Origin of the sequence: Rhodococcus sp. UFZ-B548 (assembly GCF_903819475.1) — a bacterium.
Taxonomy (GTDB): Bacteria; Actinomycetota; Actinomycetes; order Mycobacteriales; family Mycobacteriaceae; genus Rhodococcus_F; species Rhodococcus_F erythropolis.
This window is the reverse complement of the sequence record NZ_CAIJDS010000012.1, coordinates 25,457-40,757: the sequence shown is the minus strand read 5'-3', so window position 1 is coordinate 40,757 and position 15,301 is coordinate 25,457. Positions and strand designations below refer to the sequence as shown.

Annotated in this window: 12 protein-coding genes; all 12 read right to left on the bottom strand. The window is 59.7% G+C overall.

The window, feature by feature from the left end; translation table 11 throughout:
- Positions 1–57 precede the first annotated feature (57 nt).
- Positions 58–855 (bottom strand): WecB/TagA/CpsF family glycosyltransferase, encoded by a 798-nt coding sequence (locus H7C86_RS13055; RefSeq protein WP_019747422.1) that lies wholly within the window; start codon positions 853–855, stop codon positions 58–60.
- Positions 856–860: 5 nt separating this feature from the next.
- Entirely contained in the window at positions 861–2,027 is a 1,167-nt protein-coding gene (locus H7C86_RS13050; RefSeq protein WP_019747423.1) for a glycosyltransferase family 4 protein, read from the bottom strand.
- Positions 2,024–2,920 carry a glycosyltransferase family 2 protein gene (locus tag H7C86_RS13045; RefSeq protein WP_182261656.1) on the bottom strand — a complete coding sequence of 299 codons (897 nt, stop codon included), beginning with the start codon at positions 2,918–2,920 and terminating at the stop codon, positions 2,024–2,026. The genes H7C86_RS13050 and H7C86_RS13045 overlap by 4 nt, the downstream gene beginning before the upstream one ends.
- Positions 2,917–4,128: a hypothetical protein gene (locus H7C86_RS13040; protein WP_069146126.1), complete on the bottom strand. Its 1,212-nt coding sequence runs from the start codon at positions 4,126–4,128 to the stop codon at positions 2,917–2,919. Before H7C86_RS13040 ends, H7C86_RS13045 begins: the two co-directional genes overlap by 4 nt.
- Complete coding sequence (locus H7C86_RS13035) at positions 4,125–5,336, bottom strand: glycosyltransferase family 4 protein (protein WP_069146279.1); 1,212 nt, start codon at positions 5,334–5,336, stop codon at positions 4,125–4,127. Before H7C86_RS13035 ends, H7C86_RS13040 begins: the two co-directional genes overlap by 4 nt.
- 1 nt (position 5,337) lies before the next feature.
- On the bottom strand, positions 5,338–6,648 hold the full coding sequence (locus tag H7C86_RS13030) for an O-antigen ligase (RefSeq protein ID WP_021343202.1): 1,311 nt from the start codon (positions 6,646–6,648) through the stop codon (positions 5,338–5,340).
- On the bottom strand, positions 6,635–8,158 hold the full coding sequence (locus H7C86_RS13025; protein ID WP_180279671.1) for a sugar transferase: 1,524 nt from the start codon (positions 8,156–8,158) through the stop codon (positions 6,635–6,637). The genes H7C86_RS13030 and H7C86_RS13025 overlap by 14 nt, the downstream gene beginning before the upstream one ends.
- A gap of 835 nt (positions 8,159–8,993) precedes the next feature.
- Complete coding sequence (locus H7C86_RS13020; protein ID WP_372461248.1) at positions 8,994–9,362, bottom strand: GNAT family N-acetyltransferase; 369 nt, start codon at positions 9,360–9,362, stop codon at positions 8,994–8,996.
- A 418-nt stretch (positions 9,363–9,780) separates the two neighbouring features.
- Positions 9,781–11,226: a polysaccharide biosynthesis tyrosine autokinase gene (locus tag H7C86_RS13015; RefSeq protein ID WP_019747429.1), complete on the bottom strand. Its 1,446-nt coding sequence runs from the start codon at positions 11,224–11,226 to the stop codon at positions 9,781–9,783.
- Positions 11,227–11,908: 682 nt separating this feature from the next.
- Entirely contained in the window at positions 11,909–13,234 is a 1,326-nt protein-coding gene (locus H7C86_RS13010) for a UDP-glucose/GDP-mannose dehydrogenase family protein (protein ID WP_099698604.1), read from the bottom strand.
- A gap of 52 nt (positions 13,235–13,286) precedes the next feature.
- The gene (locus H7C86_RS13005) at positions 13,287–14,255 is read right to left on the bottom strand and encodes a GDP-L-fucose synthase (RefSeq protein ID WP_182261655.1); all 969 of its coding nucleotides are present in this window, start codon (positions 14,253–14,255) and stop codon (positions 13,287–13,289) included.
- The gene (gene gmd / locus H7C86_RS13000) at positions 14,252–15,283 is read right to left on the bottom strand and encodes a GDP-mannose 4,6-dehydratase (protein WP_042951020.1); all 1,032 of its coding nucleotides are present in this window, start codon (positions 15,281–15,283) and stop codon (positions 14,252–14,254) included. Before gmd ends, H7C86_RS13005 begins: the two co-directional genes overlap by 4 nt.
- Between the last annotated feature and the right edge of the window lie 18 nt (positions 15,284–15,301).

Below are 15,301 nucleotides of genomic sequence, written 5' to 3'. Positions count from 1 at the left end.
GCGAAACCACGGTTGTGGTCCGTATTCCTCCGAATCGCTCGGCAGTCTTGATCTCGCTCATGTGCGTCCCCCCGAACGGCCGAGGAACTTTCGAATGTCACGCGATGCCAACCGAACGAAGGTCGAGTTACCGAACAGGTAGCGCCGCCACAGACGTTTGGGTTCCGATGCAAGTCGATACAGCCACTCGAAACCCGAGTTCTGGACGAAAGATGGTGCCTCCGAGACAGTTCCGGCCAAAAAATCGAAGGCCGCGCCGACACCGACGGCCACGTAGTCGGTTCGATCCGCTATCGCCTTCGTGACAAAATCCTGCTTCGGAGCTCCCAAGCCGACCCACACGATGTCCGGGGCCGACGGACCGACCTTCGTGATGATGTCATCGACGAACTCCTTGCTGAACGCGGCAAACGGCGGGGCATAAGTGCCAGCCACCTCGATACCCGGATACAGCTCCTCGACTCGATCCGTCAAGAGGCTCAACGTCTCTTCTGTCGTGCCGACAAAATGGTGACGAAGGCCGTAGCGGCGCCCCTTGTCCAGGGTGGCCTCGAAGAACGACGGACCCCGGACTGGTCGAACACCGACGTGATCGGAAGCGGTGCCGCCGATCAGGCGCATCACCCAGTTGACCGGGGTTCCGTCTGCGAAGTTCACACCGGGACCCTTCAAAACCGCGGAGTAGTCGCGATCGCTGTGCGCCGCCGACACGCAGTAGGAATTCGACAACCTCACGGAGACTCCGGTTCCCGCTCCCTCTCGTCTGTCGTTGACTACCCAATCGGTTGCTCCCTCGAGATTGGTCGCGGCAAACGGAATGCCACCCACCTCGATGACCTCGAACGGACTGCTCATCTGTCTCACCACTTCTTCGAGTTCGTTTGTTGACGTTCATTGCACTGGCCGTAGCTGCGCGACAAGACCGATTTCAGCCGAGATCGAGTCCAATCACGCTGCGGTTCAAAGAAAGAAAGTTCTGTCTCGACAACCGATCGAGCGATACGAGAGGCGAGAGTCGACGCCGGAGCAACCGGGATCGCCACGGCGTTCCTACCGGCCAGTGTCGGCACACCGCCGAGATCCAAACAGACCACCGGGAGGCCCACCGCAGCTGCTTCGGCCGCCACCCAGCCGCCCGAATCGTGCATGCTCGGGAAGAGCAGAACGGAGGAGGCCCCCATCTCGCCCACCACTTCCGATCTGTCGCGCCACCCGCGAAGCGTGACCTGACCGCGCCGATACGGAAGCGACTTCTCGATCCGCCCGCGGGCGGGTCCGTCCCCGACAAAGGTCATGGACCACTCGGTGCCCAAATGCTCGAGCGCGTCCAGAATCAGGTCGATTCCTTTGTACTGCAACAGTCTTCCTACGAACAAGAGCCTTCGTTTCGGCCTGGGTACCGCTTGCTTCTCGATTCCGTCGTAGTCCAGAACACAATTGGGTTGAATGACGACGTTGCGTGCCCGCGGTGCGCCACGTCCGCTGTCGGAGTTCATCGCGATGAAAGTGTCGACTCGTCCGGCCATGAAGACATGTGTCAGTGACCGAACGGCTTTCGTCGAGCAGGTTCGAACTGCCGTGGTTGCCAGATACCGCATACCGATGCGCTTGGCGAGCGGCATCGGCGGGTAGGTGTTGCCCCCGGCAGGCCCCCATACGAGTCGTGCGCCGCCGGCTCCACCGAACAGCACCGGTGGTGGCAGCCAGTCGGAGGCGAAAGTTGCATGGTGCAGGACGTCGAAGTTTGCCGCTTCACGCCGAACGAACAGTGAAGTGTGCCAGAGCCATCGGAGGTATCGACCGTACGATCCGGCTTCTTCCGCGGTCAAAGTCGCTATTCGCACGACACGAACTTCGCAACCGAGCTTTTCACACTCCGATTCCAAAGCAGGAGCCTCACCGGAGCGAGTCACCACCGTGATCGACTCACACAGTTCGGAAGCCGCCGAGAGAAGCGCCCAACCCGCACCGGATTCACTCCCTTGATTCGGATCGCAGGCGTATGCCGTCATCAACAACCGTGTCATCGCGCTACCACCAGCCTCTGTGCGCGCGGCTTCCGAGAATCGCGGCGGCTGAATCGCTCTGAGAACCAACCGATGTTGCGTGCACCGTGGTCGAGAACCACGCGTTTGATCCGTGGACTGATCAGGGCAACGGGGATCAACGTCGCCGACGCGAGTACGAGCAGAGCGCGTTTGGCACTCTGAGCCGTCAACAGTGGCAGGTCGAGCTGTCCTTGACAGACCGCGAGGATTCGTCCGTTGTTGACATACCGGGCGAAGAGCCAGGAGTCCCGACGCCGATCCTCGTCGATGGGTTCGTACGCAAGCGCCTCGTCGCACCACAACAACCGGACACCGCCGGCGCTCATCCTGAGCGTGAACTCGGTGTCCTCGCCGCCAGGTAGATCCCAGTCGTCACTGAAGTTCAAGCCGTTCAAAGTCTTCAGGTCCAACAACAGATTTCCGGCGCCTGCAGACGCAACCGGGGTGCCGGTCGAATGGCGAACGCGAGTGTGCAATGGAAGTTCTGAGGCAGGCAGACCCACCGGAATCACAGGACCGGCCACAGCACCTGCGTCGAAATCTGCGGCGCAGGTGAGGAGATTCGACAGCCAGTCGACATCGACGTACTCGTCGTCGTCGACGAAGACGATGTAACGACGATCTCGTGCACGGGCGAGATCGACCAGCGCACGTCGCGCCGGAGATACCCCGCCAAATCCGAGATGCAGTCGTTCGATCCCGTCGGCAACATACGTCGGTGTGGTGGATTCCGGATCATTGTCGCCTACTACGACCTGGGCGGAGACACCGGAAGCCTGGATCGATGCCCGGACGCTGTCGATGCATACAGCCAGTTCCGATTCGCGACGGAAGGTCAGAATCGCCACTATGACGCCGCTGGGATTCTTCATGAGAGGTCAACTTTCGGTCGGGCGCCACGGTTCATCGAGACCAGGAGTGCGACGCTCGCGCTGACGCACGCCGACGCGGCCAATGCTCCTGCGACGTGTACGGCGCTGTCGGTCAGTCCTGCCCCGAGAACGATCAGAAACTGCAGAGGCAACAGCAAGGCGCGAAATCTGTTGAGGTTTCCCGTCTTGTCCACGACGCGGATCGACGTGCCGACTCCCAGCAGAATCCCGTTGAACGCCACCGCCAACCCGCAGAGCAGAATGACCGGTATCAAGTTCGGAAAGTGCGGTCCGACCAGATGATCCATCAATCGCACTCCCGAGAGTCGAATCTCGAGTGTGAGACAGATCAGCGAAACGCAGATGATCGAAATCCAGAAGATCTGCAAGCCCACTCGGCGGCCGAGTGCCATGCACTCGCTCGCGCTCATCGCTTCGACACCACTGCCGAACTTACGCATCAGAATTGGCGAGATGCCCGCGAACATCAAGGACAGTGGACCGAGCAGTGTCTGGGCAGTTCTGATCTCACCGATCATCGAGATCGACGCCACCACGGTGAGTATCAAGAACATCGCCTGCTGCGCAGCTGATCCCATCAATATCTCGATCGCAAACGGCACGGATCTATATCGGTGAGTGCGCGAGTACCTGACCGACGGCACCGGCGGTACCAGACGCATGGATGCGTGACCGAGCGCGAGCGCGACGAAGACACCGACCGTATAGGTCACGAGTGCAAGTGTCAGATTCTCGACCAGGAAAGCTGCAATTAGGACGAACGAGAGTGTCACGATCTGTATCGACGCAGAGATCCAACTCGCTCCGTCGTGCATCAGCATCGTGCGTATCACGTCCAACACCACGAAACCAGCTGCAGCCAACGCGTATACCGTGAGATTCATCGAGTCCGAGCCGGCGATCAGGAACAGTGCCCACACCGATGTCACCGATACCGCCGCCAGCACGATCGTGGGTGCCAACGCCGGTCCACGCTCGTCGGACACCGCCCCTCGCGACAGCCAGACGTCGACGCCGATCGCTCTCCCCAGTGCCAGTGCCAACAGACCCGCCGATTGAATCACGGCAACCTGGCCGACTTCGATCGGACCACCGAGTCGTGCCACCGAGGTGAGAACGACAAAAGTGAGGACGCTCGAAAGCCCTTGATCGGCCATGAATGTCACATACCGAGTGCGATCGTTCACGATCTCACCTCGTTGATGAGCTCACGCATCGACGTCGCCGCCTTGCGCGATGTGAAGCGATTCGAGTAGTGACGATAAGCGGATCTGCGTATCGCCGATCGGTCGTCCGCTCCGAAGATTCGGTCGAGGGCCTCGCGTATCGACGACTCTTCCAAGGTATGGAGAGGCGTTCCGCCCGGTCCGACGATGTCCGCGAGTGCACCGCTGGTTGCGTAGATGACCGGGGTGCCAACCGACATCGACTCGATCGCAACGCGTCCGAACGGTTCTGCCCACTGAGACGGCACCACGGACGCCGCACTGTCGCGGAGTATCTCGATCACATCTTCGTGTGAAGTGAATCCGGCCAGCGTGACGTTGTCGAGAGCTGCGCTTATGCTGGAGATCTCGCCGTACTGCGGTCCGTCACCGAGAACTGTGAGCGAGGGACTTCCAGCGCCCTGCGGCCAGTTGCGCACCAAGTCCAGGACGCCCTTCTCCGGTGTCAGTCGGCTGACGCACACGACCGAATCAGTGCTCCGGAACTCGGGTTCATTTTCTTCGAATCCGAAGTTCGGACGAACCACGACGCGGCCAGAATCGATCAGTCGTCCCTCGACCAGACGTGCTGTCATCGCGCTCGTTGCGACAAACCTGTGCTGCTTCCACCCCAAGACGCTGATCTTGACCGCCGCAGCGCTCAGGTAGCAGACAAGGCTCTGCAGTCGGCTGTTTCCGTAGCATCCGTTGCGGACACAACTCGTGAAGTAGTTGGTGGAACCGCATTCGGTGCACGTGCCATCTGCGCGCAACTTTGCTGACGGTGTGGCGAGGCGATAGTTCCGAACCGCCTGCAACGTAGGAATTGCGGCGGCTCGTGCGGCCACGAGCAACGAAGCCGAGAACGCCGGCCAGAGATTGTTCACGTAGACGATGTCCGGTCGCTCCGAACGAATGATGCGCAATGCATCGACGAGTACTCGAGGACTGAACACTGCGGTGACTGCCGCCCACGGTCCCCGGGAGATCTTGGAATTCTCGGTAGTGCACTGAACCGTCTCGTATCCGATCGATTCGAGGAGCTTGGATTCGTTCGCGAAGCTCTGCTCCTCACCACCCGGATTCCGATAGATCGCATGGAACATCAAGGCTTTCGGCGGCGTGGATCCACCGGCGGACGTCGGGTTCACTTCAGGCTTCGAACGCGCTACATCGAACGACTTGTACATCTCACTGACCTCCTCTTCGCTCCGGAGCGAACCCGTACGCACGACCCCTACGGATCGACAATTCGGCGTTGCCTGCACTGTGAGAGCGGTGCGTCGAGGGTCCGTACGGCGCCAGGAAGACCCATGCGATCAGCCACATGGCGCCGAAGAAGAGCGTCGACTCCGTCAAGTCCATCGAGAAGACGAGAACCATGATCGCGACGACGGCGATGTACTCCGTTCTGCTGCGAGCTCGCCCGAGCGCCGTGTTCAGAAGCAGGTAATAACCGGCCAACAGCAGCAGGAATCCGATCCAACCGATCTGGAGACGAATGTCGAGCATTCCGTTGTGCGCGCTGGTCGCCGGAAAGGACAGCTTGGACCGGATCATCTGTCCGACAACGCTGTCAGGTGCCCAGACCGAGCCGAAGCCCCAACCGAGCAGGGGCCGCTGTTCGGCGTAGTACTCGGATACCGTCCAGAGATGTAGCCGGCCGGTCAACGTGACATCTCGCGAGAGTAGCGCTGCGACATCGGGTCCGAGCACCTTCATCGCGCCGGACACCCCGATGTACAGCCCGATGATCACCGTCGAGGCAAGGCGAGCGTTAGGTGTCCGTCGAAGGCACTTCAGAGCAAGCACTGTCGCCAGCGCAATCCCTGCAGCGACGAGACTGGTCTGGCTCCGGGCTTCGAACAACACGATGCCGGCGACAGCCAGTGCCGCCACCCACGGAATACGCTTGACGTCGGGAAGCATGAGCATGACAGCAACAAGGACAACTTCGATCGCAGCCATTCGGCCCAAAGTATTCTTGTGCGTGAAGATTCCGCGGTAGGCAACAGCGCGGGTATCCACATCGATGCCGGTCGAAGGATCGAGGACCACGACCATCAGCGACAGCACCAGTAGTACCAGCAAGGTGACGGCCACAGTCCGCACTCGCACCGGGAAGGTCAACTCGCGGGCGACCATGATTCCCGTGATCGCCAGGCACACGATGACGATGCCGGCGACGGCGGAGTTCCGGGGCAACGTCGACCAGTACCAGCTGGTTGCCGGAACGCCGGCCGCGATCAGAAGCGTGAAGACAGGCCAGGACGCGTTGCGTGAGTATCGCCGGTCGAGGAAGTAGACCAACGCGAGTGTCGCCGAGAGAACGGCCGAACCGTGTACGAGCAACGATCCGAGCGCTGTCTTCTGCGTGTAGGCCTGAAAGGCTCCGCTCGCGCCGATGACCGCGATCACCAATGCCGTTCGCAAGATCAGCGGATTGTTCGGTGCCTCATTTTCGCAAGGCGCCGGTGCCGCATTCTTGTCAGTAGGCGCCATCACTTCCCACCACCGCCTTGAGCGTCTTCGCGACGATCATGACGTCACCCATCATCGACCAGTTGTCGACGTAGGAAAGATCAAGGCGGACAGTGTCTTCCCACGAAAGATCAGAACGTCCGCTGACTTGCCACAGGCCGGTGACACCGGGCTTGACCAGTAGCCGGCGACTGACCGCACCGTCGTACATCTCGACCTCGCGCCGAAGCGGTGGCCGCGGTCCGACGACGCTCATCTCGCGCCGAAGAACATTGACGAACTGGGGCAACTCGTCGATCGAGTACCGACGCATGAAGCGACCGACCGTCGTCACACGCGGATCATCTCGCATCTTGAAAAGCACTCCGGCGCCTTCGTTCTCCTTCATCAGCGCCGTGACTTGAGAATCCGCATCCTGGACCATCGAGCGGAACTTGAGCATGGGGAACGGCTGCCCGTCCAGCCCCATCCGCTCGGACTTGTACAGAACCGGCCCCTTGCTCGTGAGCTTGACTGCGATCGCAGCCGCCAGAAGCACCGGACTGATCACGGCGAGTACCACGGTCGAGAAGACGATGTCGAAGGTCGTCTTCGTGAACTTCTGCGCGCCGTGATAGCGCGGACGCTCGACATGGATCAGCGGAAATCCTGCGACCGGGCGCATCGACAGCCTCGGTCCGGACACATCCAGAATCCCTGGTGCAACAACAAGGTCCACATGATCGCGCTCGAGATCCCAGGCCAACGTCCGCAGCCTTTCCGGTCCGAATCGCTCCGACGCCGTCACTGCCACCGTGTCGGCACCGACCTGTTCGATTGCGTCCGTGACACTGTGCTCATCTCCGAGCACCGGAATGTCCCGACCGTTCACTGTGACAACTTCGCCCACGTCTCCTCCGTAGCCAGGTACGCAGACTCCGACGACTCGGTATCCATGGGCATCGTCTCGCTCGAGGTTGCGTGCAAGATCGACAACCGCCCCTCGCACACCGACCACAAGTACGGCAGTTCGAAATTCACCTCGGGCTCGCTCACGAGCAATCACCCGTCGCCAGATCCAACGACTCGCGATCAAGGCGGTCAATCCCATCGGAAACGCCACGGCGAGGTACAGGCGCGCGATCTCCAGGTGAAGGAGAAGGCTGGCGATCGCAATCAGTCCGAACAGGCGGAGCGTTCCGACGGCGATCAATCGGTACTCTTCAGGGCCGCTTCCGATCACGCGAGGAGATCTGGTGCGAAATACTCTCAATACGGCGAACCAGCCGATAATCAGGGCGAAAGACAGTGCGGTGTAGCTGAAATGGCCGAATGCTTCACCGTCTACGACATCCGCGTCGCTACCGAATCGCCACCATTGAGCCAGAAACACAACTGCCGCAACAATGATCGTGTCGGTGATCGCCAGACGACGAAGATACGCAGATTGCCATTTCCTGCGTGCGGAAACTCCACCAGCCCTCTCCGGCGCTACTCGTCGGTGTTGTTGTGGCCGTTCTTTCGTGGGCGCGGCCATCTCGAGAACCGTCATGTGTTCAGAAACCTTTCCCCATGCACAAAATTCGGCCTGAAGCTGTTCGCCGGCCGAGGTCCATCGGACCGCCTTGCCGAATCCCGAAACTTCGACAGCGAAGCAACTGCTCCGCATTGCTGCGTTCAGTGCGAATGGTCGCATTACGTGCGCCTTGCAGTTAACCCGGCGACTGTTGTCAGGCCTCGGCCCAACTGTCGATTATTGCGGCATTGCCGCAGCTCACACCCCATGATTGAAGCAGAGTCCACTAACGACCCAAACACAGGACGATCGGCGATTTCTCATCGCCCGCTGACGTCGCCAGCCTCGATATTGTCAGGACTCACGTCTTGGCAATTCTTCGGCTAGCTGGTCAGTACCAGTGAGGAGTTTGCCACATTCCGGACAGTGTGGCAATAGCGCTTTCCGAACTTCTTCCGAACGCCAGCATTGAGGTCAGTTATTCACCCTCTAAGCAGGAGGGTGCGAACATTCCTCACCATTACCATTGCGTACCTATAGTTTTCATCGCCTTGATCAATTGGACTCCACGTTTGGACGGAAACCAGCACGCAGTTGGTAATCGCTCTGCAAACCATACTTTGATGCGTTCGGCGTCGCCTCAGACCTGGACGATTGTCCGGCACTTGGCCTCTGCGCGCTTTACTTACGACTGGCCGGCAATGCGCGAACCTACGGTCGGGCGACACCGAGAATTTAGACATGCGAAAGGAGGAGCCTGGACCGCCACTGACCGTCCATGCGGTGCAGAAAGATTTGCAGCACAATCCAATTCGAGAAGGGGGAATTGAGCAGCCGTTCGACTACAAAGCGGGGCGACCGCTACCGACGGCTATGTCCATGGCAAGCATGCACGGCCATGGCAAGAGTGCGTGGCCGCGTATAGGTCAACTGACGCTCGACATGCTCGTTGGCGCCCAGTAGCGGATCGTGTCTCTCGAACAGCCGAGGTTGCGGTCGACTGATCAGCTGGGCGCACGCTCGCGAGTAGACCCCCGCAAACCTCGATGGCCTTGCGTGAACCCACGTTCATCTCGTTGCGGGCAATCAGGACTCGACCGAGGCCCACCGGTTGTGTGGCATACGTGAGCATCTCCTGCAGCGCCGTCGACGCGATACCTTGCCGGCGTTCCGGCGGCCGGATTCCATAGCCGATATGACCACCGAAATCGGCCAAGATCTCGTTCATGCTGTGCCGCATCTGGATAGCACCGAGATACCGGCCGCCGCGAGCGATCCACCAGTTGGTTGCCGGAACAATGTCGGGCCCCGTCCACGACTCTGGCTGCGCCAACAGCTACTGCACCCACTGCCTGAATCCAGCACGGGATGCCAGACCGAGATCTAGACGTTGCGCAACTCCAATCGCCGAACCGTGCTGGTCCGCCTGCGGTCAGCCACACTCGTCACACGACTCCAACAGGAAGCTCACAACGGCTCGTCAGGCGCAACCAGATCGAAAGCCGTAGCGGCACCGGTCAAGTAGGACAGGTCAGACCGCAGCGTCGCAGACTCAGAGGACCCGACTAAAGAATTGCGTCCGATTCACCACACGCAGAAGGGCCCTCGAGCATTGCTCGAGGGCCCTGTGAGGCGTCGGGATTTAACGTACGACCAGATCAGTTGACTGTCGACGTTACCCTTCGTTCGCCGACTGGATTGCTGTCCACGGAACCTCCCACGGCCACGTCAGCGACAACCGGATCGGAATCGTAGTAGTACTTGTACTCGTAGACACCACGACCGTTCAGCGGGGTCATCGTGATGACAGTGCCGAGAATTGTCGCGCCCACACTGTGGAGATTGCCGACCGCCCTGCTCAGCTGATCCCTCTTCGTCGAGCCGTGACGAGCAATCACGAGCGCACCGTCCGCCAGCGCTGAAAGCACTGCAGCATCCGTAACCGGAAGCAACGGCGAGGCGTCGATGATGACGTAGTCGAACCTTCTGCGGAGATCGGTAAAGACTGCATGGGCAGTGTCAGTCCCCAGCAGTTCGCTCGGGTTCGGGGGAATCGGACCTGAAGCAAGGACCGTCAGGTCAGCATTGCTCGTGACTTGAAGTACGTCGTCGAGATCTGCTTGCCCAGCCAAGACCGAGCTCAGACCGACGCTTCCGATAAGTCCAAGGTACTTCGAAACGCGAGGCTTACGGAGGTCACCTTCGACGAGACACACCTTCTTGCCTGCCTCGGCCAGCACGAGTGCGATGTTCACCGCAGTCGTGGTCTTTCCCTCGGAGGGAAGAGAACTCGTGACGACGATGACACTCGGTGGACGATCCACGGCCAGGAACTGCAGATTGGTTCGCAGTTCGCGGTACGCCTCGGCACTTGCGGAGTTGCCCTCGTGGAAGTTGATCGCTTGATGAACTTCACGTTCCTTGTCGAACGGAATTGTTCCCACCATCGCCGCGCCGGCGATGTCTTCGACCACCTTGCGCTCTTTGACGGTGTTGTCCAGGCGATCACGCACGACAGCCAATCCGATCCCCAGCAGAAGCCCGATCGCGGCACCGAGCGCCACGTTCCGCGAAGTCTTCGGCGACACCGGTTCCGCGGGAGTTTGTGCTCGCTGCTCGACAACGACGCGCGCCGGCGCTGTGCCACCATTCGCGGGCGTACCCAGATCTTTGACCATCACGACAAACTCGTCCGACAGCGCATTTGCGATTTCGCGTGCCAGTTCAGGCGACGCATCTTGCACGCTCAAATCGAGAAGTACAGTATCCGGCGCCGATGTGGCGGTCACCTTCGACGAGATCTCCGCCGCGGACAGCCCACCCAATCGATCTGACCCCACTGCATCGATTGTTCGCTGCGCGAGCGTCTCCCCAGTGAGGAGCTTGGCGTAGGAGGTGACCAACTGCTGTGAAAGCTGGTTGCCTTGGTAAGCCTCGTTCACGGTCGTTCCAGTGGAAGTCGACACGAACAGGCGCGTGGAAGCCTGGTAGACCGGTGTCGCAATCAACGAGGCACCCAAAGCGCCCAAGATCACAACCACGGTGACGACAACGACTATTTTCCACCGTGCCTGCAAGATCTTCAGGTAGTCCCGTACATCCATCGTCGAATCTCCTTCGGCTCGAGCACGTAGCACGTATTCGAGTAGTAATCGACAGCCGCTTGTCGAGCCGCTGCACTCAATCCAGGCTGAACGAGGCAGCCAATCTTTTTATCGCGCGTCCCTGCGTCACAGAGAGGTCGATCCCGAAACAGGCAGGGACAAGAAACCTTCGTGGCATCTCACGCATCTCAGTTCGTGGTCCACACTTGACGGCACGACTACATGTTGACGCAGCGGCGAACCTGCGACACGGACATCTGGTCCAGTTCTCTTCGTCAGCCTCATCGGCCGACACCGCCACCTGGAGTTCACTGCACATCGAAGAGAGCGGACGTAACGTGCAGCCAGGCTGAACTCTACTGTGTCGTGGTTCTTTTCACCACCGCAACGCAGCATCGAAACCCCTCGATTTCGCCAGCCGAATGTGCTGACCACGCGAAGATCACACACCCTCAGCCGGCCGTAGGACCAAAGTCCGCGAACATCCAACAACGCCCGCCGCCACCGGAAGCCGGTGCACACCAATCGAACAGGGCAAACACCACTCGCCCCGAAATCGACGGGCGGCGATCGAAGTTTCCACACCGGAATAGTTCATCTACTGACGGACCTTCGTCCCAGACACGCGGGCACTCCCCTCGACGCCATGCAATAACCATCCCTCACTGAGGGTTTCATCGATCTACGGCCTTCCAAGACCTCGATAGGTCCACCCTGCGTCGCGCCAGGTGGTCGGTTCCAGGCAGTTACGTCCGTCGATGATGACCTTCTTGCGGACGACCACTTCGAGATCCGACGGCAACAACTTTCGAAACTCGGTCCACTCGGTCAGAACCAAGACGACATCAGCTCCTGCACACGCGTCAAGTGCACTCGAAGTGTAAGTGAGGGTGGGGAACAACGCCTTCGAGTTTCCCATGGCCTTCGGGTCATAGACATTGACGGCAGCGCCTTGGAGCTGAATCTGGCCGGCAACGTTCAGCGCAGGTGAGTCGCGCACGTCGTCGGAGTCAGGCTTGAAGGCTGCACCGAGAACCGCCACATTGGCTCCGAGTAGAGAACCACACGCTTCTCGAGCCAGTTCGACCATCCGAGTACGACGACGCATGTTGATATTGTCGACTTCGCGTAGGAAAGTGAGTGCTTGATCTGCTCCCAGCTCACCCGCACGCGCCATGAAAGCACGGATGTCCTTAGGTAGGCAGCCACCACCGAAACCGATTCCGGCGTTGAGGAATCGCCTACCAATTCTCTCGTCGTGGCCGATGGCATCGGCAAGAACGGTCACATCCGCGCCCGACGCCTCGCACACCTCCGAGATCGCATTGATGAACGAGATCTTCGTCGCCAGAAATGCATTGGCTGACGCTTTGACCAACTCCGAAGTCGCAAGGTCGGTCACAACGAAGGGAATACCTTCGTTCAAGAGCTGCTCGTACACTTCACGCGCAACCGATTCCGCACGTCCGGGTCGATTACGGTCGACCCCGAGCACAAGCCGGTCCGGGTGAAGTGTGTCTTTCACCGCGTAGCCTTCCCGGAGAAATTCCGGGTTCCACGCCACCTCGACGTCTTGTCCGGCAGGCGCCAGTTCCCGTGCCCGCGCACCCAATCGCTCTGCTGTACCAACTGGCACTGTTGATTTCCCGAAGATAACGGTCGGCCTGGTCAAGAGGGGTGCAAGCGTCTCGATCACCGAATCGACAAAACGCATGTCGGCCGCGAACTCCCCCTTCTTCTGCGGCGTACCGACGCCGAGGAAATGGATGTCGGCGAACTCTGCGGCCTCCTCGTAGGAAGCCGTGAATCGAAGACGTCCCGCGGCTATGTTGCGGCGCAGCACTTCCTCGAGTCCCGGTTCGTAGAAAGGAACCTCCCCAGCTTCGAGCATCGCGAGCTTGTTCGGATCAACATCCACCCCGAGAACCTCGTGACCCAACTCGGCCATGCAAGCTGCATGTGTCGCCCCGAGGTAGCCGGTGCCGAATACCGCAATACGAGAAGTCATAACGATGTCTGCCTGTCGAAGTCGGGTTTACGTCGAATAATGCTGTAGTACTTCATGTCCTGATCGAATCGACGTTCTGTCGATACCACTCCACGGTCGATGCGATTCCCGCACGAAGATCAATCCTGGGCTGCCACCGCAAATCTCGAAGCTTCCCGATGTCAAGCAACTTCCGCGGCGTCCCGTCAGGTTTCGAGTGATCCCATTCGATCTCGCCGTCGAACCCGATCTCGTCCGCCACGATCGCGGAGATCTCCGCGATACTCTGGTCCTCGCCCGTACCAACATTGACGTGTTCTGCTCCGTCATAGTGGTCGAGCAAATGAAGGCAGGCATCCGCCATGTCGTCGACGTGGAGAAACTCGCGCCTCGGCGTCCCGCTGCCCCAGTTAACGACTGACGCAGCTCCATCACGGCGCGCGTCGTCGAAGCGCCTGATGAGGGCTGGCAGCACATGAGAGCCCTTGGCAGAGAAGTTGTCACCCGGGCCGTAGAGGTTCGTCGGCATCGCGGAGATCCACGGTCGCCCGAACTGCTTGCGAACAGCCTGTACCTGCAGGATTCCCGCGATCTTTGCGATGGCATATGCATCGTTCGTCGGTTCCAGATGACCGGTCAGCAGATATTCTTCGCGAATCGGTTGAGGTGCGAATTTCGGGTAGATGCAGGATGATCCGAGGAATAGAAGGCGATCTACGTCGAATTCGGCCGCCGCGTCCATCACGTTCACCTGGATGCGAAGGTTGTCGGAGATGAAGTCCACCGGCAGTGTGCTGTTCGCCAGTATCCCGCCCACTCTGGCTGCCGCGAGGACCACGTTCTTCGGCCTCTCAGCGGCGAAGAATTCGAATACGGCACCGCGGTCGCGAAGATCGAGTTCGGCGGACGTGCGACCGACAAGGCGATTGAAACCGTCGGCTTCCAAACGACGCCAAATCGCTGAACCAACGAGTCCACGATGGCCCGCAACGTATACCGTGTCGCTTCGATCGAGGGACTTCTGCGTGTACTCCCCCGTCATCGAGCGTGCTCCCAATCCACCAGGTTCGGACGGTCGATCCAGGGCTTGCCCTCACACGTCAGAGCCTCGATGTCCGCATCGACCATGATTCGAGCCAGCTCCGGGGTATGTACAGTCGCCTTCCATCCGAGCTTCTGCTCCGCCTTACCGGCGTCTCCGATCAACGCATCTACTTCCGTCGGCCGCAGATAGCGCTCGTCGAAGCGCACGTGATCTTCCCAGTTCAGGCCGGCGTGCTCGAAGGCCACCGTCAGGAAATCCTTGACCGAGTAGTTACCGCCTGTCGCGAGCACGTAATCGTCCGGTTCGTCGACCTGAAGCATTCTCCACATTCCCTCCACGTACTCCGGCGCATAGCCCCAGTCGCGGATTGCATCGAGATTGCCCATGTACAAATGGCTTTCCAGACCGGCCTTGATCCGCGCCACCGCTCGCGTGATCTTGCGAGTGACGAATGTTTCGCCTCGCCGGGGAGATTCGTGGTTGAACAGAATTCCGTTCACGGCAAAGATCCCGTACGCCTCGCGGTAGTTCTTGGTGATCCAGTACGAGTACACCTTCGCCGCACCGTACGGCGATCGAGGATAGAAGGGAGTCTGCTCGTTCTGCGGAGGCGGTGTCGCACCGAACATCTCGGAACTGGATGCCTGGTAGAACCTGCATTCGAGACCAGCCATCCGGACTGCTTCGAGCAACCTGATCGACCCGATTCCGGTCGTGTCACCGGTATGTTCGGGCTCGTCGAAACTCACTCGTACATGGGACTGCGCTGCAAGGTTGTAGACCTCGTCCGGGCGTATCTGTGCGAGAAGAGTGACCAAACGCGCCCCGTCGCTGAGATCTCCGTAATGAAGGAACAGTTTTGCATCCGGCGTGTGGGGATCCACATACATGTGGTCGATTCGAGCTGTATTGAACGTGGACGATCTACGAATAAGTCCGTGGACCTCGTATCCCTTGCTCAACAACAGCTCCGCGAGATAGGAGCCATCTTGACCGGTAATGCCTGTGATCAGTGCCTTCTTCATTTCTCTCCTTGATGTGGA

What these genes read in the sequence shown, in the direction of transcription:
- H7C86_RS13030 (WP_021343202.1), bottom strand. Translation starts at nt 6,648, where the DNA reads ATGGCGCCTACTGACAAGAATGCGGCACCGGCGCCTTGCGAAAATGAG.
- H7C86_RS13025 (WP_180279671.1), bottom strand. Translation starts at nt 8,158, where the DNA reads ATGACGGTTCTCGAGATGGCCGCGCCCACGAAAGAACGGCCACAACAA.
- H7C86_RS13045 (WP_182261656.1), bottom strand. Translation starts at nt 2,920, where the DNA reads ATGAAGAATCCCAGCGGCGTCATAGTGGCGATTCTGACCTTCCGTCGC.
- H7C86_RS13015 (WP_019747429.1), bottom strand. Translation starts at nt 11,226, where the DNA reads ATGGATGTACGGGACTACCTGAAGATCTTGCAGGCACGGTGGAAAATA.
- H7C86_RS13005 (WP_182261655.1), bottom strand. Translation starts at nt 14,255, where the DNA reads ATGACGGGGGAGTACACGCAGAAGTCCCTCGATCGAAGCGACACGGTA.
- H7C86_RS13035 (WP_069146279.1), bottom strand. Translation starts at nt 5,336, where the DNA reads ATGTACAAGTCGTTCGATGTAGCGCGTTCGAAGCCTGAAGTGAACCCG.
- H7C86_RS13050 (WP_019747423.1), bottom strand. Translation starts at nt 2,027, where the DNA reads ATGACACGGTTGTTGATGACGGCATACGCCTGCGATCCGAATCAAGGG.
- gmd (WP_042951020.1), bottom strand. Translation starts at nt 15,283, where the DNA reads ATGAAGAAGGCACTGATCACAGGCATTACCGGTCAAGATGGCTCCTAT.
- H7C86_RS13020 (WP_372461248.1), bottom strand. Translation starts at nt 9,362, where the DNA reads ATGCGGCACAGCATGAACGAGATCTTGGCCGATTTCGGTGGTCATATC.
- H7C86_RS13055 (WP_019747422.1), bottom strand. Translation starts at nt 855, where the DNA reads ATGAGCAGTCCGTTCGAGGTCATCGAGGTGGGTGGCATTCCGTTTGCC.
- H7C86_RS13010 (WP_099698604.1), bottom strand. Translation starts at nt 13,234, where the DNA reads ATGACTTCTCGTATTGCGGTATTCGGCACCGGCTACCTCGGGGCGACA.